Raw genomic sequence first — 24,395 nt, forward strand, 5'->3', positions numbered from 1 at the left:
AATAACAAAGATATTTAAGTGCTACTCCACCTGAACATACATTTTCGACCAGACTGTAGAAACAAGACAAAATGTATATTTAACCTGAACTCTGGATAATGAGTGCTTGATGTTTAAGTAAAATCAACAACTTAGATTGTTACGTATAAAAAGTAATAAAATTAAAGTAGTTATAAGCTTTATCAATGTTTCATTTTATTCAATTATCAAGGCAAAACGTTTATGAATAGCTGGCTATTTATCGACGTTTTAACGCTGAGAATTGGATGAAGAGGAATGTTGAGCAAGTGCTGCTTATCCAGAGTTCAGGTTATTTACACTCATATGTCATTGTTTCAGGTAATAACCTAGTTTTTAAACTTTATCGACTTTGTTGTTTGATCACAGCCATTACATTGTGCGTAATATTGTCACAGCGATCACCGGCAAATTCATACAAACTAAGTTTCTGTTCCGTGAGTATCTGCCCGATTTCTATTTTTAACATTTTTTTAGCTCGATAAAAGCGTACTTTGACCACGTCATATTCAAGTGAAAGGATTTGAGCAATATCATTTATCGCCATTTTTTCAATCGCACTTAATATAAAAATAGCACGATAATTTATCGGTAATGCGTTAATTAATTGCTCTAGCGTGGCTTTAGTTTGTTGATTAGCGATAGTGTCATGTATGGGCTCAGCTGCTATATCAAGTTCAATTAAATTAAACACGTCTTCCTCCTCTTGATAACTTAAGCGGCTAGATTTTCTTAAGCGCATCAAAGCAATATTTCGCGTTATCGTGGCAATCCAACTCATAAAGCCTTTTGGTCCCTTAAAAGAGGCGAGTTTTTGATAAGCAGTAATGTGCGCTTCTTGCACAATATCCATCGCCTCATCGTCATCAACAAAAATGCCTTTGGCTATGCGAAACATAAGTTGGTTATAGCGCCGTATGACTACTTCATAGGCATTAATATTACCCGCTAAAATATGCGCAATGAGTTGGTAGTCTTCTGCTGTTTTTAGAGAATCAATTTCTGTCATGTATTCGCCTGTAAATCATGCTTTAGTTGCTCTGCATTACTTATTTTTTATTGAGCCTACTTACAATGATAGTAAATATTGTACTAAATCATCTTTTTCAGACGGCATTAATCCTAAAGCAAAGTGATTATTATAATGTTCGACTACATCAAGTAAGGTCGCGGCACTACCATCGTGAAAATAAGGCGGATGCTGCCATACGCCTGCCAATGGCGTAGTACGGTATTTTCCAGTAAGACTTCTGCTAGCTAACGTGGGGTCAGTCCCAATAACGTCAGGATAATGAAGCTGTGTGTCAGCATCGGTAAAATTATCACCGCTATGACAAGCACTACAGTTGCCCTGGTTATTAAAGACTACCTTGCCTCGTGTCGCAGCGTCACTATCAAAGCTCCCTGCTGGGGCTTTAGGGGCATTTAAGGAAAATTGATAAGCTTCTAAGGCTGGTAGTTTGTCGGTAACTAAATCAGGATCATGCATAATATTGAGTCCTAACCTGTCATCAACGAAATTACCTTGTGCGCCCATTTGTGTCACGGCAACATAAGCATTCCAATATGAAATACTTCCTTCACCCGTATAAGTTGCTAATGCGACGTCTTTTAAACCGTAGGCTGGTGGTATTACGGTAGGATCATTAAGGCCATCTTGATTCCAATACGCATCATACTTACCAGCGCCCCAAGATAGCAGTACGTCTTGTATTACCTGATCTTGTAGAGCTGGTGACAATGACAGAATTACACCCGGATTTAGGTCTCTATTTGCCCAGCCATCTAATCGTTTACCAATGCCCGGCGCAACCGAGTCATCTACGGTTGAATGACACAAGGCACAAGTCGTTCCAAGGCTAACTAAGGTATCTTTACCATTAATTTCTTGAACATCACCCTGTAAACCAACAACGGCATTGAGCTTTAATAAAGTGATAGTCGTAGCAGGATCAGTAAGGTCAACCGTTTGCAATACTCCTTCAGGTAATACCTCAGAATCAACTTTTAGGCCAACTGATAAAGCGGTTACCGGATCGACTGCGCCTGCAACCACATTGTGTAATTGCAATGTATCTGTCCATAGTTGCTCATCACCAAAGGTATCAAAGCGAAATATCTCTTTGCCTTGTGCAACAAGTTTTGGGTCTAACATTGTTTCTTTTTTGGATGATTCATTACATCCTGACAGCCCTAATATTATCAGGGATATGAGCGTAATTATCTTGCTTGTATGTTTCATGTTGCTCTCATATTTTCTAATAAGTGTAATTATTAGATGTATGAGCTCAAAAAAAGTAACAAAATTATTGAAAAAGTTGTTAGAAAATAAAAGCTAATCTGTGTGCATTAACGACGTTAGCTATACGCTAATCCTAGCGTCAGCTGAAAGCTCAAAGCTGCCGCTCAATTAAATGTGACATCTCACTGTTACTAACGAATAAAGGGGATTCATATCAGATTTTGACAAGTAAACTATATAATTGCTTTATTTCACGTTCACTCAAGCCTAACGAAAGAGCCAGTAATTCTTTATCACAATCAACGTGAGTCTTGTTTCCAGATTCGGTTATCTGAACATGCACAATACGTTGGTCTATTTGGCTTCTGGCCTTAACAACATGGCCCGCATCTACTAACTTGTTAACTGCTCTTGAAACATTTGGACTGTCATCCACCATGAACTTTTTCACTTGGTTAATGGTCAACCCTTCTTTTGGTGCCTCAGAGAGAATATGCAGTATCTGTAGTTGAGTCAGTGAAACCCCTGTGTGTTTTATTCGGCTTGTCATTTTCATTTTTTGCTCTTGCCCAATACAAGCAATTAACGCATATACCTTTGATTCTATGGGGTAACTAGCATCAATTATTGACTGTTTATTTGCCAATGAAGCCTCCTTAATTTGCACGCTTTTTACGTAATAATTCTAATGTTTCTGCTCGTTACTGAGCAAATAATTAGAAAATTATAATTCAATTGACAAATGTAGTCCATGGAATATATTATTGCATCCATGGATAATAATTCCATGGATAACTCCAACTCAACTTGTTAATTGCTAGGTTAAATAGTATGAAAATTCCCATTCTTCATCGTTCACTAAAATCACCTTACGCGCAAAAAACAATGCTAATAATGGGGTATTTAAATCAATCCTATTTGTCATTTATTGCACCTAAGGGCATACCAAGACCAATAGAAGAAGAACTTGTTGGAGAGTACAGTCGTAGAATTCCAATACTTCAAATAGGCGCTGACTTGTACTGTGATTCGGAATTAATAATGAAAGTGCTAGCCGAAAAGAATGAGTCAGATTACCTATTTAATTACCCTTCATTTGAGGAGGCTAGTAAGTGGATTGAAAAAATTGAAATACATGGAAATACATCGATTTTTGGATCAATCAAACCGCTAGAGTTGGTCTGTGCATATTTTAAAAATATGCCGCCGAATCACGCATGGAAATTCATTTCTGACAGAGCTAAACTTGGCAAAACAGTAAAGCTACCAAATGCTGATTTACCACATGAACAAAAAGTAAATATTGCTCAAAAATATCTCAAAGAAGTAGACAAACAGTTAAGTAAACAACAGTTCTTCCTAACATGCAAAATGCCTACATCCGTGGACTTTACCGCCTTCACGATGATTTATTACTTAGACACAATAAACAAGCTCAAGTTGGCCGAAGGTTTACCGAATTTGCACCGTTGGTATAAAAGGATGTCTTCAATAGGCACAGGGAGTTTTAATGAAATATCAGGTAAAGAGTGCTTAGAAGTTGCGAGAGATGCCTCTCCAATGCCAATTGATTCACAATACTTAAATTCATCAAGAATTGGTCAAGAGATTACGTTTACAAACAAAGGTTTTATGGCACAAATGAATAGTGGCGTGAAAGGTGTTGTTGTGGGAGAAAATGATAACGTAATTATTCTACGCAGAGAATCCCCTCAAGTTGGTGTAGTTCATGTCCATCTCCCAAAACTTAGCTACTAACTCTGCCATTTATCACACTATCAAATACTGATATTTCAAACAAACAGGAGATTATCTAGTGATACCTAGCAATCCGTCAGAACTAAAAGGTTTACACCTTTTTTGTAATCCATACTCAAATTGTGCTGGCAGAGTTATGTTAGCTATTGCTGAAAAAGGAATTGAGGCTCGAATACATCAAGTTGATTTACTTAAAGGTGAACAGTTAAGTCTGAAATATCGAGCAATAAACCTAACATGTGATTTACCAGCTATTGTTCATGATGGAAAACCGCTGGGAGATAGTGTGACTATCTTGAAGTATTTAGAAAAGGCATTTCCAGAAAGGTCGTTAACTCCTGTTGAGCCTTTACAAGAGCAAGAGATGAATGAGTTTTTAGAATTAGCCTCTAAATCGCACATGGAATATATAGTTCCTTGGTTATATGCAAAAGGTTTTGGTCGCCTCCCGACACCAGAACAGAAGGAGTTTTATGACAAATATGTACCGCATCGTTCCAAATTTCATAACAAGCGAATATTAGGGCAAACCGCAAAAGACCTCAGAATTTATGAAGCGATGATGCATAAAGATTTTGCCATGTTTGAGAAAAAACTATCGAAATATAATTACCTCATTGGTGACTCAGTTTCATTAGCTGATATGGCATGGTTCCCAAATGTATATTTATTAGTAAGAGTTTTTGCAATGCCTCTTAGTAACTACCCGCATATATCTCGCTGGCTCAAGGAAATGGAACAAAGAAAAACCTTTATTAATGGTGTAAAATCCTACATGAAGCCGATACCTTTTTGGTTACTAAGAAGAGTAATGAAAATAATTAGGTTAACAGGAAATCGAAAGTAGCAGCACCCAAGTCAATCTGAGGTTTTGTGTACTTGCACCGAGGACTGCTTAGGTGGCTAAGCGGACTATTTGTTGTGATAAATTCACGCTTTAATTAGGTCGGCTTTGTGCAATAGTGGGCGTTACAACATTAACATTTTGAAAGGAATTCTAATTGAACTACTCCGACACTATGAACCAAGGAAAAAGGCTTTCTACTGAAGAGTACATCAATAGTCTTGATTGCGATGGTACGAAGAGAGTCTTTTCTGAGTGGTTTTCATCGATTCCAAAAATGGTAAGAAATATCAATAAAATGTATAATAAAAACATGGATATACCTAATGTTTTTATAAAAATAGAAGACACTCCAAATGCGTCGACTTTATTTGGTAGTATTACAATTACTACCGCTATGATGGATTTTATTAAAAAAATAGAATCTACGAACCTTTCGTTATTGTTTCCTAGTACCACACTGCCGGATGCTTTCTGTGATCGGATTATAATTGACTCTAGCTTCTATTGGTTTATGTATCATGAACTATTTCACTTAGCATTTGAGCACGCAGAGTTAATAGATAAACAGGACGACCGAAGACTTGCGAGTCTCGCATGCGAATATGATGCAGATTTATGTTCGATTGCGATGGTATACAGACAGTTAGAGGCTGGGGTTGGTAAAATTCTCAATTTAAACAAACCTCAACTTTGTCAAGTCGTCATGTATGGCGTTTATTGGTTTATCAGGACAATTCAAGACTTAGGAAAAGAGACAGATCACCCATCAATCGAAAGAAGACTATGTTTTTTGATAGATAAAATTGCAAGACTTAATATTTCGGGCACCGAAGCTGACTATTCTCTTGTTGAAGAAGATAGTAGAAAAGCTATAAATGACATGGTTGTGTTGATTCGAGCTATTGAAGAAAAGGTTGTTAGCCCTGGGTTGATTTCAAAGGCTAAAGGTGACGCATTAGAAGCAATTTTAAAGGTTACAATAGAGCAAAGGAAAGGTTGTGAAACTACTAAAGAATGGTTACGTCTTTTTTCAGACTCAGAAACTAAATACAGGAAGAAATAACAGTAATATTGAAATTATTAGGATCAATATTGTCAGGTTCGTTGAAAATGGATTTATCGAGCGACAGCTACCGATCGACTACCTTCCTAAATGAGGTTAAACGAATACATTTCAGTTTTAGGTCAATTTAAATGATGAGATAGTATTATAAACTTTCCAATGAAAGACTATATTGGTAGCAAACCGGACTCTTTAGTGTAATAAATACATGTCATGATTTGTCTGCTGTGTGGCATTAGTGATCATACTGGAAGCAAAACTAAACGATTAGTGGCGGTCACAAAACGTAGTAAATATATTAAATTTTCACATTGTGTGACGCGAGTCATCATTTAAAACAAAGCTTCACCAATGGTTAGTATTTTAAGTCCACAAACACAATTCGACATTGGAATTATATTTAATAAACCTGGTATTATTGTTATCTTCTTTTCAATGGTGCTAGAATTAAAAGAAATCTTATTACCTAATTATTAAGTAGTTAATACCTAGGTAATTGTAACTCACTCATAATCTAAGTGTTGCTTATGACTACTTTCATCAATAAAACAGTAATGGTTGTTTTGCTTTGTTTGATCTTTATCGGTCAATCAATGGCATCAAAGACTATGTTTTATAGCATGACAGCGATGCAGCAAAGTGAGCAAATGATGACTGAAATGTCATCGATGAAAGGTTCAAATCATCACAACACACAGAGAAAAAACACTGCCCACGACATGAATGCCATGCCTGATTGTGACGAAGAAATGATGACAGAAAAAACTTGTGCTTCTATGTCTTCTGACAGTTGTTGTGAACAAGAGTGTGATTGTTTAACAGGCGGATGTTCAACCGTTTCAGCATTTTCAATGACTATCAATTACACCCCAGTCTTTGCCACGCCGAGTAAAATAAAGTCACTCAATACCCTTACTACAAACCGAACACTGACCTCCCTTTATAGACCACCTATTCTGAGCTAATCACAGTCTCATTGCGTCTAAATTTTGCCGTTTTAATTTTATCGCTGATAGCTAACAGAGTATCGCTGATGCAAAAAACCGTCTCGTCATTACCGTAAAGTATTCCCTCAGGAGGGAGTCATGTTTTTATTTTCTTTTCCCGTTCAAGCGCGCGCAACTGTCGCCATCATCACATTAAGTGTGTTATGTGTTGCTAGCCCTACTCTTCAGGCTGCTGATAATCAAAAGGTTTGGTCATTTAATAGCACAGTAACAACCGCACAAAAAAACGACCCTTGGCTCACGGGTAATAAACACCAGCAACAAGCCGTTGAGGCATTGAGCAATGCCGCTTCAAGCTTACCTGACCCTAAAATGTCAGTCGCATTTGCAAACCTGCCTACTGATGGGTTTGATTTTGCCCAAGAGGGAATGACACAGCTAAAAGTGGGTATTACCCAAATGTTTCCTCGCGGTGATAGCCTGACCATAAAAAATCAACAATTACGTATTCAAAGCGAAGCCTATCCGTTTCAACGAAGCGATAGAGAAGCCAAAGTTGCGGTTACCGTTGGCAGCTTATGGCTGGATGCCTATTATGTTCAGCAAAGCATAATCCTTATTGAACAAAATCGATCGCTGTTCGAGCAATTAGCTGATGTCGCTCAAGCCAGTTATTCTTCAACCTTAGGTAAAACACGCCAGCAAGATATTGTGCGTGCCCAACTTGAATTAACACAGCTCGATGATCGGCTCGACATATTAGCGCAACAGCAAAATGCTTACGTAGGCATGTTGTCGCAATGGCTATCAACCGCATTTCTTAATGATCCTACGCAAGTAGGTATCGCTGAGTTCGGTCAACTACAACATATGACATTAGCTAAGCAATTACCCCAGTTAGATTTACTACATGCAGGTTTAAGACACGCGAGTACTGGTCTGAGCAATACTGATATGAGTAATAATACTTGGTTATCCGTAGAAGAGCTCACCGAACAATTCGTTAAGCACCCTGCAGTCATTGCACTAGATAAAAAGATACTCGCGACAAAAACAGGCATAAATTTAGCAGAACAAGCCTACCAGCCTGAGTGGGGCATCAACGCAAGTTATGGCTATCGAGATGATGATCCCTTAGGCAATAGTAGAGCTGATTTATTCTCTGTCGGCGTGACTTTTGATCTGCCGCTATTTACTGATAATCGTCAAGATATGACAGTAAAATCAGCTGTGTCAGCAACAGAAGCGGTAAAAACCGAAAAAATATTATTACTGCGTCAGTTACTCGGAGCATTTTCGAGTGCACAAGGGCGTTTATCACGATTAAACAATCGTAAAATACTCTACCAAACAAGACTGTTGCCACAAATTCACGATCAAGCAGAAGCTTCATTAACAGCATATACCAACGATGATGGCGATTTTTCAGAAGTCGTACGATCACGCATCGCCGAACTTAATGCTGAAATAGAACAACTAAAAATTGCGGTTGAACAGCAAAAAATAATTTTAGAACTGAATTACCTTTTTGTCGGTAGTTTGGCTATGAACAAAACGTCGAACAATCCGCAGCAAACTTTTGCTCAGCGTGAGGAAAAATAATGACTATCAACCAACATACCAACGACTCAGTAGAACGCCCTGTAGTAAAAGTCAGACACATTACGTTAACAGGCATAATTTTAGGCTTAGTTTTTGGAGTACTAATTACCTTAGCTTTAACAAACTTTTTCCCCACTACAACAAGTGTTAGTGATAACAAAACCAAAGAAAATAAACCTTTATATTGGGTTGCTCCAATGGATGCAAACTATAGACGTGACCAACCGGGTTTATCTCCCATGGGCATGGATTTGATCCCTTATTATGGTAGTCAAAACAATACGATTGATGAAGGTGCCGGCACCATCAAAATTTCACCTAGTGTTATTAATAACTTAGGTGTACGTACTACCACAGCGACTTATAGCCCACTAAAGACCACGATAGAAACAGTGGGTTATGTCACTTATGATGAGGATAAATTAGTACATATTCACCCTCGTATCGCCGGCTGGGTTGAAAAGCTCTATATCAATGCTATTGGTGATCCAGTGACTAAGGGTCAAGCACTTTATGACATCTATTCACCTGAATTAGTCAATGCACAAGAAGAATTACTACTGGCATTAGATCGAAAAAATAAACGTTTAATAACCGCCGCAGAGAATCGTCTTATCGCCTTACAAATTCCTCAAAAGACTATTAAGGCGTTAAAAAAAGATAAAAAAGTTCAACTGAACGTTACTTTTTACGCGCCACAAAATGGTGTCGTAGAAAGTTTGTTTATCAGGGAAGGTTTCTATGTAAAGCCAGAAACCATGATGTTATCTATCGTCGATTTAACGCAAGTCTGGGTGAAAGCAGAAGTATTTGAGCGCGATGTATTTAAAGTCGCTATCGGTGATAGTGCCAGTATGCGTTTGGATTATTTACCGTCTAAACAATGGCAGGGTAAAGTTGAACACGTACATCCAATGTTAAACCCAAATACCAGAACAGGTATTGTTAGACTGCATTTTAATAACCCGAACGGTGATTTAAGACCGAATATGTTCGCGCAAATTTCAATTGCCATCAATGACAACGAATCCGCTTTGCAAGTGCCAAGAGAAGCCGTTATTCGTACAGGTAATCAAGACAGAGTGGTTTTAGCACTAGGTGAGGGTTATTTTAAATCGGTCGCTGTGAAAATTGGCCGTTTTGACCGTGATAATATCGAAATTATTGCAGGCCTTTCTGCAGGAGAAAAGGTGGTCAGCTCTGCTCAATTTCTACTTGATTCTGAGTCCAGTAAAACTTCAGACTTTAAACGTATGCATATTGAGGAATTTCAATCTGATGAGGCTACTGACGAAAGTAATAGTGCTGTGTCTTCGGCAACGGTCCATGGCACAGTCACTTCGGTGATGACCGATCACCGCATGGTGACTATCGATCGTGAAGCGATTGAAAAATGGAACCGAGCGCCTGCCAGTGTAGATTTCATGGTAAGTGACTCCGTGGATATGACTCTTTTTACGCTTGATGCTTATTTAATGTTTACCTTCGAAATTAGCGATGGCGAATTCATTATTGTTAGTGCTATGACCATGGAAAAAGGCATGTCTCATGACATGACTAAGGCAACTATGACTAAAGGAGATACACAATGATTGCTGCCATTATTCGTTGGTCAGTAGGCAATCGTTTCTTCGTCATATTGGCCACTATGATTTTAGTGGGCGTCGGGTTGTATTCAGTAAAAAATACGCCTATTGATGCATTGCCTGATTTATCTGATGTGCAAGTTATTATCAAAACGAGTTATCCCGGACAAGCACCGCAAGTGGTTGAAGATCAGGTAACTTATCCGCTTACTACCGCCATGTTGTCAGTACCTGGCGCGGTAACGGTGCGTGGTTTCTCTTTTTTTGGTGATTCTTATGTCTATATTATTTTTGAAGAAGACACTGACCTTTATTGGGCTCGTTCACGGGTATTAGAATATTTAAGTCAGGTATCTCCTAATTTACCGAGCGATGCAAAACCGCAATTAGGCCCTGATGCGACAGGCGTTGGTTGGGTATACCTCTATTCGTTGATCGACAAAACCGGCCAACATGATTTAAGTCAATTACGTAGCTTACAAGATTGGTTCTTAAAATATGAACTGCAAACAGTCAAAGGTGTTTCAGAGGTAACGGCACTGGGCGGCATGGTCAAACAATACCAAGTACAAGTTGATCCAGACAAGCTGCGTGCTTTTGGTATTCCACTGTCTCTTATCCAAACGGCCATTAAACAGGGTAACCAAGAGATTGGCGCTTCTGTGGTAGAAATGGCTGAAGCTGAATACATGGTAAGAGCAACAGGCTATCTTAAAGGCGTAGACGATCTTGAAAATATTCCCTTAGGTGTTAATAAAAACGGCACTCCCTTGTTACTGAAAGACGTTGCACAAATAGGTACGGGGCCACAAATGCGCCGAGGTATTGCAGAGCTAAATGGTGAAGGTGAAACCGTCGGTGGTATTGTGGTGATGCGCTTTGGTGAGAATGCTCAGCAGGTCATTAATGGCGTAAAAGCTAAACTAGAGCAATTGAAAAAAGGCTTACCTGAAGGGGTAGAAATTGTTCCCGTTTATGACAGATCAGCATTAATTGAACGTGCAGTAAGTAACTTGGCGATGAAACTGTTAGAGGAGTTTGGTGTTGTCGCATTAGTGTGCGTTATTTTCCTCTTTCATTTACGCTCTTCTTTAGTGGTGATCATTAGTATTCCTGTTGGTATTTTAACAGCTTTTATCGTGATGCATGCGCAAGGTTTAAATGCCAACATCATGTCTCTTGGCGGTATCGCCATTGCCATTGGCGCTATGGTTGACGGTGCGATTGTGATGATTGAAAATATGCACAAGCACATGGAGCATTTACCCCAAGATCAACCTTTATCAAATGAAAAACGTTGGCAAATTGTCATTGATTCCGCCAGCGAGGTAGGTCCGGCATTATTCTTTAGCTTGCTCATAATCACAGTCAGCTTTGTGCCGGTATTTACCCTTGAGGCACAAGAAGGTCGGATGTTTTCCCCTCTCGCTTTTACTAAAACCTATGCAATGGCCGCCGCTGCTGCGCTAGCGATCACCTTGGTACCGGTATTAATGGGATATTTTATTCGTGGAAAAGTATTGGCTGAACATAAAAATCCGGTAAATAAATTCTTAACAGCACTATATATGCCGGCACTGAAGACAGTACTACGCTTCCCTAAAGTTACCCTATCAGCCGCTGTCATTGTGCTTATTATTGGCATATATCCATTAGATAAAATCGGTAGTGAATTTATTCCACCGCTCGATGAAGGTGATTTAATGTATATGCCAACCACCTATCCAGGAATATCTATCGGCCAAGCAAGGCAGTTATTACAACAAACCGACAAACTGATTAAAACCGTACCTGAAGTTAAGACCGTGTTTGGTAAAATGGGACGCGCAGAAACGGCAACTGATCCAGCACCGTTAACCATGATAGAAACCTTTATTCAATTTAAGCCAAAAAGTGAATGGCGCGAAGGTATGACTATCGCTCATTTGAAAAAAGAATTAGATACATTAGTAAAACTGCCCGGTGTCACTAATGCTTGGGTTATGCCAATAAAAACCCGCATAGATATGTTAGCTACTGGGATTAAAACACCGGTAGGCATTAAAATATCTGGGCCAAAACTTGATAAAATTCAAGAGATTGGTCAACAACTTGAAAGTATTTTGGCCGACATACCAAGTACTGCTTCGGTTTATTCTGAGCGTGTTGCAGGTGGTCGCTATATCAAGGTTGATATTCAACGTGGTAAAGCGGCACGCTATGGTTTAAATATTAGCGACATTCAACAAGTGGTTGCCACCGCGATTGGTGGTATGAATGTGACCAATACCGTAGAAGGGTTAGAGCGTTATCCGGTTAGTTTACGTTATCCTCAAGACTACCGAGACTCACCAGAGCAACTTTCTCAACTCCCCATAGTGACACCCAATGGCCAGCGAATTTCGTTAGGTGATGTCGCCCATGTATTTATTGAAGAAGGGCCGCCAGGCATCAAATCAGAGAATGCTAGGTTAACTGGCTGGGCTTTCATTGACTTGGCAGATACCAAAGGCGTTGATGTGGGTAGTTACGTGGCCCACGCACAAGCTGTGCTCGATAAGGAATTAAAACTACCTACAGGTTATTCAATTACGTGGGCTGGTCAATATGAGTACATGCAAAGAGCAAAAGCCAAACTGACGTATGTCGTACCGTTAACATTAGCTATTATCATTGTATTACTGTATTTAAATTTCCGAAATGTGATTGAAGTTGCGATGATTTTAGGTACGTTGCCGCTTGCCTTGGTGGGTAGTATCTGGTTAATGTACTTGCAAGGTTTCAACTTCTCTGTTGCAGTAGGTGTCGGTTTTATTGCGCTTGCGGGTGTTGCGGTGGAAATTGGTGTTATTATGCTAGTTTATTTGAATCAAGCATATAATGCCTTAATAGCCGAGAATGCTACATTGGGGAAAATAACGACTAAGGCTGAGCTGTTCCAAGTTGTGCTACATGGCGCTGGTTTACGAGTAAGACCTATTATGATGACCGGAGGAACAGTGATCGTAGGCTTATTACCTATATTATACGGCACAGGTACCGGTTCAGAAGTGATGAGCCGCATTGCTGCACCTATGGTGGGTGGTATGGCGAGTGCTATGCTATTGACCTTGCTCGTTTTACCTGCTCTCTATTATTTATGGCGCTCAGCAAATTTACCAACGACTCTGGTTGAAGTTCAAGAATAATAATATGATAAAACACACTAAAAACTTTATAGCAGTTAGCCTAGCGTTCTGGCTGATATGCACCAGCATTTTTGCTAAACCTGTTCAGGCAAATGTCTTAGTGGTCGCTTCCGATGAATGGTGCCCTTATATCTGCGACGACACTCATCTTCCTGGGTTTTTAGTTGAAATAGTCAATGAAATCGCTGCCAGTAATGGCATTAAGGTAAAGTTTGCTTTGACGCCATTGGCAAAAGCCTTGGACCTCACCCAAAAAGGGAAAGTAGATATATTGCTTGGTTTGACATCACAACATATAAATGATTTTACACTCCAAAAAAGTCGCTTAAGCTTTGGCGGTTTATATAACGACTTTTATGTGCGCGCTAATAACCCATGGCGTTTTCAAAGTATTACAGACTTAGCAATGGCCCTAAAAAATAATGCTATTTTAGGGACAATTAACGGTTATGAGTATGGCGACAATATAGGTAATTTATTGAAAAATAATGCTGCACACATATTTTCAGCGAGTGGTAACTCTCCTTTGCAAAAACAACTGAAAATGTTGCAATTGGGGCGCTTAGACATTTTATTGGATTCAAGATTTACCGTGCAATATCAACTCTCTAAATTGGCAAGTAACTCCTCAATGATAAATGCATCAACCACATCCGAGTCAACAATCATTTATGCTGGCACAGAAGGTGACTTTACCCCATTATTTTTAGGATTTTCTCCACTTTTGAGTAAAGAGCTGATACAACTTTTTGATAATGAGTTAATTAACTTTAGAGAAAATGGGCGACTAAATAAAATTTTAGCAAAATACGGCTTAAGAGATTGGCATCAACAGTCGACTACCGAACGAGATAAGACATCATCGTCCTTGATCGAAGGGTAAAGTCTTTTTGCAAAATCACCCTGTTTTCTTATTACTTTACCCATAAAATGAAGACCATAAATGCACTATTTTAAAATAATATTACATGCTGTCTTAATGAGTTTTCTCGCTATATTTAGTGTCAATGCTAATATAGAAATCATTCAAGTCCCATTAAATAAACATCAATGGAGCTATGATACCGACCCTTATGGTAGCGAAGCGATTATTAATGAGAAACTTATTAGGCATGGTGGTATTTGGATTAAATTTAAGCGAGTACCACGCGTCGATGCCAAACGTAATTCATGGGTTGAATTAATTCACCGTTTACCTAACGCTTCTTTGGCAGGTAGTCAAAAAATACGTTTAACCTACCAATGTGACATCCCCCTCATAATCAAGTTATCTCAACAAGAATATGGTAAACAAGGCGACCGAAGTGATGCCTATTACCAAATAGAATTACCACCAGCGAACCAGTGGTCAACTAAGGAAGTTAATTTGCAAGATTTTTCTAGACCAGATTGGACACCGGCTCACTCATACGATCATGGTTTAATACTCGATCATATTGATGCCATTTATCTAAGTCCTAGCATGACAGATAAAGACGGTGGCGAAGCGATTTTACAAGTACGTTCAATTACCCTATTACCTTAAAAGATCTTTTTCGCGATAACCGTGTATTAACACGCCTTCAATCAAAATAACCAATCTACCTGAAAGCGCTTTGTTACTAACTATATTTTCATGTGAAACCAAAATATATATTGGTTGGAAAGGTGCTTATGGACTGTCTACAACAGCTCAACACTATGGTAAAAACCTATGAGCTTAACGCTATTTTCTAGAAGATGAATGGAGTTTAAGATACTATTTTTTCAAGCCAACAATACTATATTCGCCCCCGACAGTAAGCTGAACCGTCACAGGCTTGTTTGATGTATTTTTCCAGTACCAACCATGAATACCGGCAAATGGCGTAGTAAAACTACCTTTCATTTCCGTTAACGTCGCAATAGCATAACTTTCATAATAACCTGTGGTATCTCCTTCAGGCTCGCCGTGTAAATCAAAGAAAAGTGGAGCGCCATCAGTATGCCATTGATATTCCATTTTTTTAAACTGCGCCATGGCAAACTTATACTCAACCCCACGTCCAGCAGGAACAATTACGTCAATACTATCTGTTTTATGCTGAGCATCTGTGCTGAGTTTCTCACTTTGTTCTGTATTAATTATCGCAGTCCCCTCAGGATTGGCTAACGCCGTTAAACCAAGTTGAGTGCCAATACCTGTAGGATCTATATTGTATTCTGCTGGCAAGATAAAACTGATCAGTACTACGCCAGCAATCATCAGCGCGATAACGGTTGATTTAAATAAAGCCTTATTTGATAACGTATGTTGCATAAATACCCGTTCTACTTGAAGATGCATGACTCAGCTGGATTTAGGGAATGCTGAGCAAATCATACTCTACGTTAGATTTCTTTTTAAGGGAATGACCCTTACTAAAAAAATGCGCCTTGATTATGAATCGCTCAGACTTCCTGAAACGAGCATATTCAAGTCGAACGGGGATTTGTCTCTTAAATATCGAATTGCGTCAATGAGTGTATTGCTAATATTGAAAAAACCGCTAACCAGTAAAATAACCCGTTAACTGAAAGCCTATCAACATAAAACCCGCACTCATTAATATCGTATTACTTACCGTTGAAAATTGTGCAAACGAATGATGTTTTCGCCAAAAGCTAATGAGCAGTAATATAAAGGTTAGTGCAGCAAACTGCCCTAACTCTACCCCTAAATTAAAGGCGATCAAGTTCTGCCACAAGCCCGCTTGGGGCAGTTGAAACTCTTGTAGTTTTGTCGCTAAACCAAAACCATGGAACAAACCAAAAATCAGTACGGCTATTTTAGCATTTGGGCTAAAACCTAAGAGACGCTGAAAACCACCCAAGTTATCAAAGCCCTTGTAAACCACAGACAAACCAATAATGGCATCAATGATATAAGCATTCACTTGCACATCACCAAGCACACCAAAGAGCAAGGTTAAGCTATGCCCCAAGGTAAACATGCTGACATACAATAAAATATCTTTGCTCTTGTATAGAAAGAATATTACGCCTGCTAAAAACAGCAAATGGTCATACCCGGTCACCATATGTTTGGCACCAATGTACATAAAAGGAAAGAATTGCACGCCGGTATTATTTTGTAAAAAAAGCCGAGTACTTTCATCTACGCCGTGAGCCATGGCATTGAAAGAGGCTAAACTCACCACACTCAATATTAGGGTGATTAAGGCTAGGCGACTACTTCGAGAAAACATTAATAACTCCGCTGATTTGCAGACTGTATTGAGTGATTAAGATAATTGCTAAAAGATATCGCAATTAAACTGAGTACATAATGCCAGTTAAATAATTTCAGACAAGCCCTGTCATTAAGATTTATCTGCTCGCTCAGCACAGACAAAACACAAACAACACAAACAACACAATATTCAATGCGCGTTAATTTCACATGATGAAATTTTCATCAATATTTTGTCGTGAAAAACATTGCCGTAAAAATGCAATTCACTTTTTAAAACCCTACACCAACGCACTGTTTTAGCAGAACTTCATCGCTTAATATCCGTTTTTTATACTGCCTTTAACCAAGTATTAAGTAAGTTTTATTAGCCTTCTGTGACACTTTCGGTAACAAAAACATCAAAGCTGACACTTGTGTCAAGTTATGATTCTGCTATAGTAAATCCATACGAATATTCAACTCGACACAAAAAATCAAAATTAAAGCGGAAAGAATAATGGTAGCAAATACAATAAAATTCCTGTTAAACAATGAGCTGGTAAAGATTGAAAACTTAGATCCTAACAAGACTGTTTTACAATATTTACGTGAAGAGCAATTTAAATCTGGCACAAAAGAAGGCTGTGCTTCAGGTGATTGCGGGGCTTGTACCGTGGTATTAGCTGAACTAGATAGTGAAAACCCTGCTCAGCTTAGTTATAAGTCGATTAACTCTTGTATTACTTTCGTCGGTAATTTACATGGTAAGCAATTGATCACCGTCGAAGATTTGAAAGAAGGTGCTCAGTTGCATCACGCTCAACAAACCATTGTTGATAACCACGGTTCACAATGTGGATTCTGTACCCCTGGATTTGTTATGTCTTCTTTTGCCTTGCATAAGCAAAATAACAAACCAAATCGCGCTGAGGTATTAGAAGCTTTAGCGGGTAATTTATGTCGTTGTACTGGCTACCGCTCAATTATCGAAGCGGCAATTACCTCGAGTGAAAGTGCTGCAGAAGATTCATTTGCTAAACACTACCAACAAACAGTTGCCGCACTTACAGAATTACAACAATCACCTACGCCAGCTTTAGCGGGTAATGGCCATCACTATATTGCGCCAAAAAATATTGATGAGTTAGCAACTGAGTTAACCAATGAACCTACATCAATGTTAGTGGCTGGTGGTACTGATTTAGCCCTGTCGGTTACTCAAAATTTAGCCACGATTGATAAGCTTGTGTATGTCGGTAATGTTGCAGAGTTAACTACTATCGAAGAAACTGATGATGAGATAATTATTGGCTCTGCTCTACCTTACAGTGAATTTATCGATACCTTGCATCATTACTACCCTGATTTAGGGGAGATGATTGAACGTATTGGCTCTAAGCAAGTACGTAATACCGGTACCTTAGGCGGCAACGTTGGAAATGCCTCACCTATTGGTGATATGCCACCGGCATTGATCGCTTTGGGCGCGACTATGACGCTGCATGTTCAAGGTCAAGAACGTACTATCTTAGTTGAAGACTACTTTGTCGACTACAAGAAAACGGTGCTCAAATCATCCGAGTTTATTAAATCAATCCAAATACCTAAGCCCACCAAGGGTCAAACATTAAAGCTTTATAAGATATCAAAACGTATAGATGACGATATCTCAGCGGTATTAGCTGCCTTTTTCATCGAACAAACTGGCCAAAAAGTTACCAATGTCCGTTTAGCATTTGGTGGTATGGCCGCTATTCCTAAACGTGGTCCAGCAGCAGAAGCGGCATTAATAAATGAAGACTTAACAAAAGAGTCTGTCGCGCGAGCTAAAACGGCCTTAGCCACTGACTTCCAACCTATGTCAGATGTGCGTGCTTCTGATAAGTACCGAATGACCGTAGCGCAAAACCTGATTGAAAAATGCTATTTAGAGCTGCAAAGCACCAATGCAAGAGAAGTTATTGAAACACGAGTGGTAAATTATGCGTAGTCTTATTGATGTAAAGAAAGCCGTTACTAATAAAGTACAAACTAACACAGACAAAAGTGTTGTTAACGGACAACAACATGTTGGTTTAGGTGGCGTAGGTCGTTCTAAAAAACATGAAAGTGCTGACAAGCAAGTTGCTGGTGAAGCTATTTATGTTGATGATCGCCCATCACTGCGCGGTGAGTTACATGCTGCAGTAGGTCAATCGACCATGGCACACGCCAATATTATTTCAATGGACTTATCAGCCGTTAAAGCTGCTGAGGGTGTGGTAGCTGTCATTACGGTTGAAGATGTGCCGGGACATACCGATATTGGCCCAGTATTTCCTGGCGACCCAGTTCTTGCTATTGGTAAAGTTGAATTTATTGGCCAACCGCTTTTCGCCGTCGCAGCAACCAGTTTCGATCTTGCGCGTAAAGCTGTAAAACTGGCGAGAATTGAATACCAAGAACTTGAAGCGGTACTTACCGTGAAAGATGCCTTAGCAAAACAAAGCTTTGTTCGTCCACCGTTTACCATGAAACGTGGTGATTCTGCATCAGCTATAGCAGCAGCAGAACATCAATTATCGGGTGAAATCCTAGTAGGTGGTCAAGAGCATATGTATCTTGAAGGGCAAGTATCAACGGCTGAACCAACCGAAGATGGCGGCATGAGTATTTTCACATCTTCGCAGCACCCGAGTGAAGTACAAAAGTTAGTGGCTGAAGTGTTGGATATACCACTAAACAAAGTATTAGTTGATATGCGCCGTATGGGTGGTGGTTTTGGTGGTAAAGAAACACAGGCCGCACCTTGGGCATGTATCGCCGCTTTATTAGCAAATGTTACGCAACGTCCTGTTAAGTTTAAGTTAGCCCGTATGGACGATATGGTAATGACAGGTAAACGTCATCCCTTTGAAAATAACTACACCGTAGGCTTTGACCAAGATGGTCAGATCAAAGGTATTAACATCGAAGTTAATGGTAATTGTGGATACTCACCAGATTTATCTGATGCCATTGTTGATAGAGCGATGTTCCACTCAGATAACGCTTACTACTTAGATCAAGCCACAGTTACTGGTAATCGTTGTAAACTGAATACCGTATCTCATACTGCTTACCGTGGTTTTGGTGGTCCGCAAGGCATGATGACCATTGAAATGGTAATGGATGATATCGCCCGTCATTTAGGTAAAGACCCGTTAGAAATTCGTAAAATCAACTTATATGGCAGTGATGACCGTAACGAAACCCACTACCATCAACAAGTTGAGCATAATAACTTAAGCGAAGTTATTGAGTCATTAGAAGAAAGCTCTGATTACCAAGCGCGTCGAAAAGCTGTAACTCAATTCAATGCCACTAACAGTATATTGAAAAAAGGCATTGCCTTAACGCCTGTTAAATTTGGTATTTCCTTTACCGTTCAGCATTTGAACCAAGCTGGTGCACTTGTTCATATATACACTGACGGCACCATTCACTTAAGCCATGGTGGCAGTGAAATGGGTCAGGGGTTGAATACTAAAGTTGCGCAAATTGTTGCAGAAGAATTCCAAGTTGATGTTGATACAGTTGCCTGTTCTGCTGCACGTACTGATAAAGTACCAAACTCATCACCAACAGCAGCCTCATCAGGTACGGATTTAAATGGTAAAGCAGCAGAAGCAGCCGCGAAAACCATTAAACAACGCCTCATTAATTTTGCTTGTGAAAAATACCAAGTTGAAGCAGAGCAAGTTCAATTTGAAAACAATAATATCATTGTCGGTGAACAAACGTTCTCTTTCGCTGAATTCTCACAAATAGCGTACATGGCTCGCGTATCTTTATCTTCTACAGGCTTCTATAAGACACCTAAAATTCACTTTGATCGTGCTACAGGTAAAGGTCGCCCGTTCTTCTATTATGCAACAGGTGCTGCGGTATCAGAGGTTGTCATTGATACCTTAACGGGTGAATACAAAACCTTACGTACCGATATTTTACAAGATGTAGGTCACTCAATTAACCCCGCCATTGATATTGGTCAAATTGAAGGCGCTTTTGTACAGGGTATGGGTTGGTTAACCACTGAAGAATTAGTCTGGAACGAGCAAGGTCGCTTACTTTCAAACAATCCAGCGACCTACAAAATACCAGCAATAAATGATGCACCTGAAGATTTCCGTGTTGCCTTAGTACCTGATGCACCAAACCGCGAGCACACCATTTACAACTCTAAAGCCGTTGGTGAGCCCCCCTTTATGTTAGGTATTTCCGTTTGGTCTGCACTTAAAGATGCTATTGCCAGTGTCAATAATTACCAAACAAGTCCTGCGCTAGACACACCTGCAACACCAGAACGAGTGCTGTTTGCTGTTGAAGCAGCTAAACAAAGTCAAGGCGCAGCGAAGTAATTCGTCTTATTGAGGAATCTCATCATGAAAATGAATTGGACCGGTGCAGCGCACCAACTGAACAAGCAAGGTAAAGCCTATGTTATTGCAACAATTGTTGGGGTAACCGGTTCAACACCGCGTAATAGCGGCACCAAAATGGTGATTACCCATGATGAAATTTTTGACACTGTAGGTGGTGGACATCTAGAGCATAAAGTCATTAAACATGCACATCAGCTGTTAGTGTCTGGAGATGAATGCCAGCAACTTGAACACTTTCAGCTAGGAGCACAACTTGGTCAATGTTGTGGTGGTAATGCCAGCGTCTTATTTGAAAGTTTCAAAGCCAGTGGAGTCAATATAATGCTGTTTGGCGCGGGTCATGTAGGCAAAGCTCTCATGCCTATTCTTGCGGGATTACCCTGCAGCATTACCTGGGTTGATAGCCGTATAGAACAATTCCCTGAAGATGCTAGCCATTATCATAATGTCAGCACACTGGTCAGCGAGGATCCGGCTGAAGAAGTTGCGCTTATGCCTGCGAATAGTTATTACATTGTCATGACGCATAACCATCAACTGGATTTTGAGATTAGTCACAATATTTTAAAACGCGCTGATTTTGCGTATTTAGGATTAATTGCCTCTGATACTAAATGGCGCCGTTTTCAACAAAGATTTCAGCATCGTGATATTGATAAAAACTTAGTCAATAGGATGAATTGCCCAATTGGTTTACCACAAGTTCAAGGTAAGTTGCCTATGGAAGTCGCGGTGTCAGTCGCGGGTGAAATTATTCAACTTTATCAAGCTGAACTAGCATCACAAGCATTAGTAAATCCCGATGCCAATAAACAAAAAGATGCCAAACCACAAAGTACTAAACAAGGTATTGCTTGGCACGAATTAAAAAACTTAATAACTGAAGAAGTCAGTTAGCCAATTTATGCCGTCATATTAATCAGTATCCTAAACGTTCGCGTTTATCAAATTTAAGGAGAAGCAAGGTGTCTCATTTTGCTCTACAAAGTACACAAGTAGTCATTGCAGGAAAAATGATCGCAGCCTGCGTCGAAATTAAAGACCAGCTGATTCATGCTATTCATGCTTATGGGCAAGAATTAAGTTGCGAAGTTAAAGACTTTGGTGAACAAGTGATTATGCCTGGCTTGGTCGACTCTCATGTTCATATTAATGAACCTGGCCGTACTGAATGGGAAGGTTTTAATACCGCGACACAAGCTGCTGCTGCAGGTGGTATCACTGCCTTAGTAGATATGCCGTTAAACTGTATTCCAGTGACAACAACCAAAGCCGCTTTTCAAGAAAAACTCGACTCTGTTGACGATAAACTTTGGGTCGATTGTGGTTTTTGGGGCGGAGTTATCCCTGATAATATTGATGAACTTGATGATTTACTCAACGCGGGTGTTTTAGGGGTTAAATCTTTTTTAATTGATTCTGGTATCGAAGAGTTTCCTCCTGTAGAAGCAAAAGATATGCGTGCTGCTATGCCAATTTTAGCTAAACATGATGTGCCCTATTTGATTCATGCAGAACTTGATTGTGGTCATTTTGATGATGTTGAAATCACTAAAGAATATGACTCTTTCTTAGAGTCACGGCCAAAAAGCTGGGAAAACAATGCTATCTCATTAATGGTTGATATGGCTCGTGAATCTAAAGCAGCTGGTGATAACTGTAAAGTGCATATCGTGCATTTATCTTCTGATGAAGCATTAAGCACTATTGCTCAAGCAAAAGCTGAGGGATTACGTTTTACGGCAGAAACCTGCCCTCATTATTTAACTATCGCCTCTGAAAATATTCCAGATGGCAAAACATTATTCAAATGTTGTCCACCAATTCGTGAAAACAAAAACCGTGAACACTTATGGCAAGCCGTTACCGATGGCCGCTTAGATTTTATCGTTTCGGATCACTCACCTTGTACACCAGAACTAAAACATATTGATACCGGCGATATTGAAAAAGCATGGGGTGGTATTTCAGCGCTGCAATTTGGTCTAGCTCTGATTTGGACTGAAGCGAAAAACCGTGGTTTCACCTTGGTAGATCTCGCACGTTTAATGTCACAAGAAACCGCTAAATTTGCTGGTTTAGACAGTATTAAAGGCGCAATTAAAGTGGGTAACCACGCCGATTTTTGTGTGTTTGATGAAAAGTTTGAATACACCATTACCACTGAAATGATCAAGCACAAACATAACATTACCCCTTATGCCGGTCGTAAGGTGTTTGGCCAAGTAAACCATACCTTTGTCCGTGGTTTTCATGTGTATCAGCAAGATGAATTCATTAATTCGCCCGTAGGCCGCCCCTTACTTAAAGGTCAGTTGTAAGGCTTTTAATAAATACTTAATAGTTAATATAAAAAGAACACAAAAAATAACATACACGCAATGTATCAGAGTCGACACAGGCTTGCCTGACAATGCAGTAACTGGAGATTAAAAATGATTGAAGATTGGTTAGCACAAAACAAATTGTCGGCAGAAGAAGCTGTATTAGAGCAAAAATTAAAGACACATTATGTCGATTTAGCTAGCGAACGTGTTGGTGGTGAAACTCTATCTTGTAGTGATGATTTTTTTGCTGAAATGGAAAACTTAATAAAACCAGGTCGTGGTATTTTTATCGAAGAAAAGTTTACTGAACGTGGTAAATGGATGGACGGTTGGGAGTCTCGCAGAAGTTATGGCCGTAACAATGGTCGTGATTCAGACTGGTGTATTATTCGTTTAGGTATCAGTGGTGTTATCCGTGCTTTTGATATCGACACCAACTACTTTCGTGGTAATGCCCCAGAAAAAGTATCGGTGGAAGCCTGCGTCAGCGAAGTGCAACCCAACAAAGATACCGTTTGGCAGCCAGTTTTTGAAGCGACTGATGTTAAAGCGCATAGCCAAAATCTTTTCGAAATATCGAATGAGACTGCTTTCACTCATGTGCGTTTAACTATGTTTCCAGATGGCGGTATTGCGCGTTTTCGTGTCTACGGTGAAGCAGACGTTAACTGGAATGATTTTGTTGATGGTGAATTAATCGATTTAGCATCGATTAGAAATGGCGCTAAGGCATTATTAGTTAGCGACATGTTTTTCAGCGATAAAAATAATCTGATTATGCCTGGCCGTGGCGTGAATATGGGGGATGGCTGGGAAACCAAACGTCGCCGTGATCCGGGTCCTGATTGGTCCATCGTAAAACTTGCTGCAACGGGTAGTGTCAATAAAGTCATTATAGATACCTGTCACTTTAAAGGTAACTTCCCAGACACCTTTATGCTTGAAGGTTGCATTAGCGATAGTGATGACTTCACAGACAACGCCGCTAGCGTAACTTGGACACCGATTATCCCAAGCACTAAATTATATGCGCATCGTGAACATTTATTCACCAAAGAAATTATCACCGAAAAAGATCAACCTTTTACCCATGTGCGATTAAGCATCTTCCCAGATGGTGGTATTTCTCGTATGCGTGTTTTTGGTAACCGCCAAGGTTAATAAGCACTTTATTAGCCATATTAAGTACACGGTACTGTTAATCAGTGCCGTTACTAGAAGCGAATAATGATTGGCCACTACTGCCTTTACTAATAGGCAGAA

The 24,395-nt window shown here is 39.6% G+C and carries 19 protein-coding genes; 14 read left to right on the forward strand and 5 right to left on the reverse strand.

Going from position 1 to position 24,395, the window contains the following annotated elements:
• Positions 1-361: 361 nt before the first annotated feature.
• The 3 genes from ND2E_RS17415 to ND2E_RS17405 all read right to left on the reverse strand — a co-directional run bounded on the left by ND2E_RS17415 (position 362) and on the right by ND2E_RS17405 (position 2,906).
• Positions 362-1,027 (reverse strand): RNA polymerase sigma factor, encoded by a 666-nt coding sequence (locus ND2E_RS17415; RefSeq protein WP_033092515.1) that lies wholly within the window; start codon positions 1,025-1,027, stop codon positions 362-364.
• 60 nt (positions 1,028-1,087) lie between these two features.
• Positions 1,088-2,173, reverse strand: a complete 1,086-nt coding sequence (locus ND2E_RS17410) for a hypothetical protein (RefSeq protein WP_223303530.1) — start codon at positions 2,171-2,173, stop codon at positions 1,088-1,090.
• A gap of 301 nt (positions 2,174-2,474) precedes the next feature.
• Positions 2,475-2,906: a MarR family winged helix-turn-helix transcriptional regulator gene (locus ND2E_RS17405; RefSeq protein WP_033092517.1), complete on the reverse strand. Its 432-nt coding sequence runs from the start codon at positions 2,904-2,906 to the stop codon at positions 2,475-2,477.
• Positions 2,907-3,091: 185 nt separating this feature from the next.
• Between ND2E_RS17405 and ND2E_RS17400 the strand changes: the two genes are divergently transcribed.
• From ND2E_RS17400 to ND2E_RS17360, 9 genes are all read left to right on the forward strand, one after another.
• The gene (locus ND2E_RS17400; protein ID WP_033092518.1) at positions 3,092-4,018 is read left to right on the forward strand and encodes a glutathione S-transferase family protein; all 927 of its coding nucleotides are present in this window, start codon (positions 3,092-3,094) and stop codon (positions 4,016-4,018) included.
• Positions 4,019-4,076: 58 nt separating this feature from the next.
• A complete protein-coding gene (locus ND2E_RS17395) occupies positions 4,077-4,865 on the forward strand; it encodes a glutathione S-transferase family protein (protein WP_033092519.1) in 789 nt (262 codons plus the stop codon).
• Between the two features lie 154 nt (positions 4,866-5,019).
• Positions 5,020-5,928, forward strand: coding sequence for a hypothetical protein (locus ND2E_RS17390; RefSeq protein WP_150113704.1), 909 nt, complete (start codon positions 5,020-5,022; stop codon positions 5,926-5,928).
• Between the two features lie 527 nt (positions 5,929-6,455).
• Positions 6,456-6,893, forward strand: a complete 438-nt coding sequence (locus ND2E_RS17385; protein ID WP_033092521.1) for a hypothetical protein — start codon at positions 6,456-6,458, stop codon at positions 6,891-6,893.
• Between the two features lie 120 nt (positions 6,894-7,013).
• Positions 7,014-8,477, forward strand: a complete 1,464-nt coding sequence (locus ND2E_RS17380) for a TolC family protein (RefSeq protein WP_033092522.1) — start codon at positions 7,014-7,016, stop codon at positions 8,475-8,477.
• The gene (locus ND2E_RS17375; protein WP_052056237.1) at positions 8,477-10,069 is read left to right on the forward strand and encodes an efflux RND transporter periplasmic adaptor subunit; all 1,593 of its coding nucleotides are present in this window, start codon (positions 8,477-8,479) and stop codon (positions 10,067-10,069) included. Before ND2E_RS17380 ends, ND2E_RS17375 begins: the two co-directional genes overlap by 1 nt.
• A complete protein-coding gene (locus tag ND2E_RS17370; RefSeq protein WP_033092523.1) occupies positions 10,066-13,230 on the forward strand; it encodes an efflux RND transporter permease subunit in 3,165 nt (1,054 codons plus the stop codon). The genes ND2E_RS17375 and ND2E_RS17370 overlap by 4 nt, the downstream gene beginning before the upstream one ends.
• Before the next feature lie 4 nt (positions 13,231-13,234).
• Positions 13,235-14,113: a substrate-binding periplasmic protein gene (locus tag ND2E_RS17365; protein ID WP_033092524.1), complete on the forward strand. Its 879-nt coding sequence runs from the start codon at positions 13,235-13,237 to the stop codon at positions 14,111-14,113.
• A gap of 60 nt (positions 14,114-14,173) precedes the next feature.
• Positions 14,174-14,755, forward strand: coding sequence for a hypothetical protein (locus ND2E_RS17360; protein ID WP_052056238.1), 582 nt, complete (start codon positions 14,174-14,176; stop codon positions 14,753-14,755).
• Between the two features lie 213 nt (positions 14,756-14,968).
• On the opposite strand, the gene ND2E_RS17355 is transcribed toward ND2E_RS17360, so the two are convergent.
• Positions 14,969-15,508 carry a hypothetical protein gene (locus ND2E_RS17355; RefSeq protein ID WP_033092739.1) on the reverse strand — a complete coding sequence of 180 codons (540 nt, stop codon included), beginning with the start codon at positions 15,506-15,508 and terminating at the stop codon, positions 14,969-14,971.
• A 229-nt stretch (positions 15,509-15,737) separates the two neighbouring features.
• Positions 15,738-16,436 carry a HupE/UreJ family protein gene (locus ND2E_RS17350; RefSeq protein ID WP_033092526.1) on the reverse strand — a complete coding sequence of 233 codons (699 nt, stop codon included), beginning with the start codon at positions 16,434-16,436 and terminating at the stop codon, positions 15,738-15,740.
• 483 nt (positions 16,437-16,919) lie between these two features.
• On the opposite strand from ND2E_RS17350, the gene xdhA reads away from it, so the two are divergent.
• The 5 genes from xdhA (at position 16,920) to alc (ending at position 24,293) form a co-directional block, all read left to right on the forward strand.
• Entirely contained in the window at positions 16,920-18,392 is a 1,473-nt protein-coding gene (gene xdhA, locus ND2E_RS17345; RefSeq protein ID WP_033092527.1) for a xanthine dehydrogenase small subunit, read from the forward strand.
• Positions 18,385-20,781, forward strand: coding sequence for a xanthine dehydrogenase molybdopterin binding subunit (gene xdhB, locus ND2E_RS17340; RefSeq protein WP_033092528.1), 2,397 nt, complete (start codon positions 18,385-18,387; stop codon positions 20,779-20,781). The genes xdhA and xdhB overlap by 8 nt, the downstream gene beginning before the upstream one ends.
• 24 nt (positions 20,782-20,805) lie before the next feature.
• Positions 20,806-21,702 (forward strand): xanthine dehydrogenase accessory protein XdhC, encoded by an 897-nt coding sequence (xdhC, locus tag ND2E_RS0121220; protein WP_052056239.1) that lies wholly within the window; start codon positions 20,806-20,808, stop codon positions 21,700-21,702.
• Between the two features lie 68 nt (positions 21,703-21,770).
• Entirely contained in the window at positions 21,771-23,126 is a 1,356-nt protein-coding gene (gene allB / locus ND2E_RS17335) for an allantoinase AllB (RefSeq protein ID WP_033092529.1), read from the forward strand.
• A gap of 114 nt (positions 23,127-23,240) precedes the next feature.
• Entirely contained in the window at positions 23,241-24,293 is a 1,053-nt protein-coding gene (gene alc / locus ND2E_RS17330) for an allantoicase (protein ID WP_033092530.1), read from the forward strand.
• Positions 24,294-24,395: the final 102 nt, after the last annotated feature.

The sequence above is a fragment of the Colwellia psychrerythraea genome, from assembly GCF_000764225.1.
In the GTDB taxonomy this organism is placed as follows: Bacteria; Pseudomonadota; Gammaproteobacteria; order Enterobacterales; family Alteromonadaceae; genus Colwellia; species Colwellia psychrerythraea_D.

Excerpts from the sequence above, each read along its gene's own strand:
- ND2E_RS17415 (WP_033092515.1), bottom strand. The coding sequence starts at position 1,027 with ATGACAGAAATTGATTCTCTAAAAACAGCAGAAGACTACCAACTCATT.
- ND2E_RS17410 (WP_223303530.1), bottom strand. The coding sequence starts at position 2,173 with ATGTTAGACCCAAAACTTGTTGCACAAGGCAAAGAGATATTTCGCTTT.
- ND2E_RS17400 (WP_033092518.1), top strand. The coding sequence starts at position 3,092 with ATGAAAATTCCCATTCTTCATCGTTCACTAAAATCACCTTACGCGCAA.
- ND2E_RS17385 (WP_033092521.1), top strand. The coding sequence starts at position 6,456 with ATGACTACTTTCATCAATAAAACAGTAATGGTTGTTTTGCTTTGTTTG.
- ND2E_RS17380 (WP_033092522.1), top strand. The coding sequence starts at position 7,014 with ATGTTTTTATTTTCTTTTCCCGTTCAAGCGCGCGCAACTGTCGCCATC.
- ND2E_RS17375 (WP_052056237.1), top strand. The coding sequence starts at position 8,477 with ATGACTATCAACCAACATACCAACGACTCAGTAGAACGCCCTGTAGTA.
- ND2E_RS17370 (WP_033092523.1), top strand. The coding sequence starts at position 10,066 with ATGATTGCTGCCATTATTCGTTGGTCAGTAGGCAATCGTTTCTTCGTC.
- ND2E_RS17365 (WP_033092524.1), top strand. The coding sequence starts at position 13,235 with ATGATAAAACACACTAAAAACTTTATAGCAGTTAGCCTAGCGTTCTGG.
- ND2E_RS17360 (WP_052056238.1), top strand. The coding sequence starts at position 14,174 with ATGCACTATTTTAAAATAATATTACATGCTGTCTTAATGAGTTTTCTC.
- ND2E_RS17355 (WP_033092739.1), bottom strand. The coding sequence starts at position 15,508 with ATGCAACATACGTTATCAAATAAGGCTTTATTTAAATCAACCGTTATC.
- ND2E_RS17350 (WP_033092526.1), bottom strand. The coding sequence starts at position 16,436 with ATGTTTTCTCGAAGTAGTCGCCTAGCCTTAATCACCCTAATATTGAGT.
- xdhA (WP_033092527.1), top strand. The coding sequence starts at position 16,920 with ATGGTAGCAAATACAATAAAATTCCTGTTAAACAATGAGCTGGTAAAG.
- xdhB (WP_033092528.1), top strand. The coding sequence starts at position 18,385 with ATGCGTAGTCTTATTGATGTAAAGAAAGCCGTTACTAATAAAGTACAA.
- xdhC (WP_052056239.1), top strand. The coding sequence starts at position 20,806 with ATGAAAATGAATTGGACCGGTGCAGCGCACCAACTGAACAAGCAAGGT.
- alc (WP_033092530.1), top strand. The coding sequence starts at position 23,241 with ATGATTGAAGATTGGTTAGCACAAAACAAATTGTCGGCAGAAGAAGCT.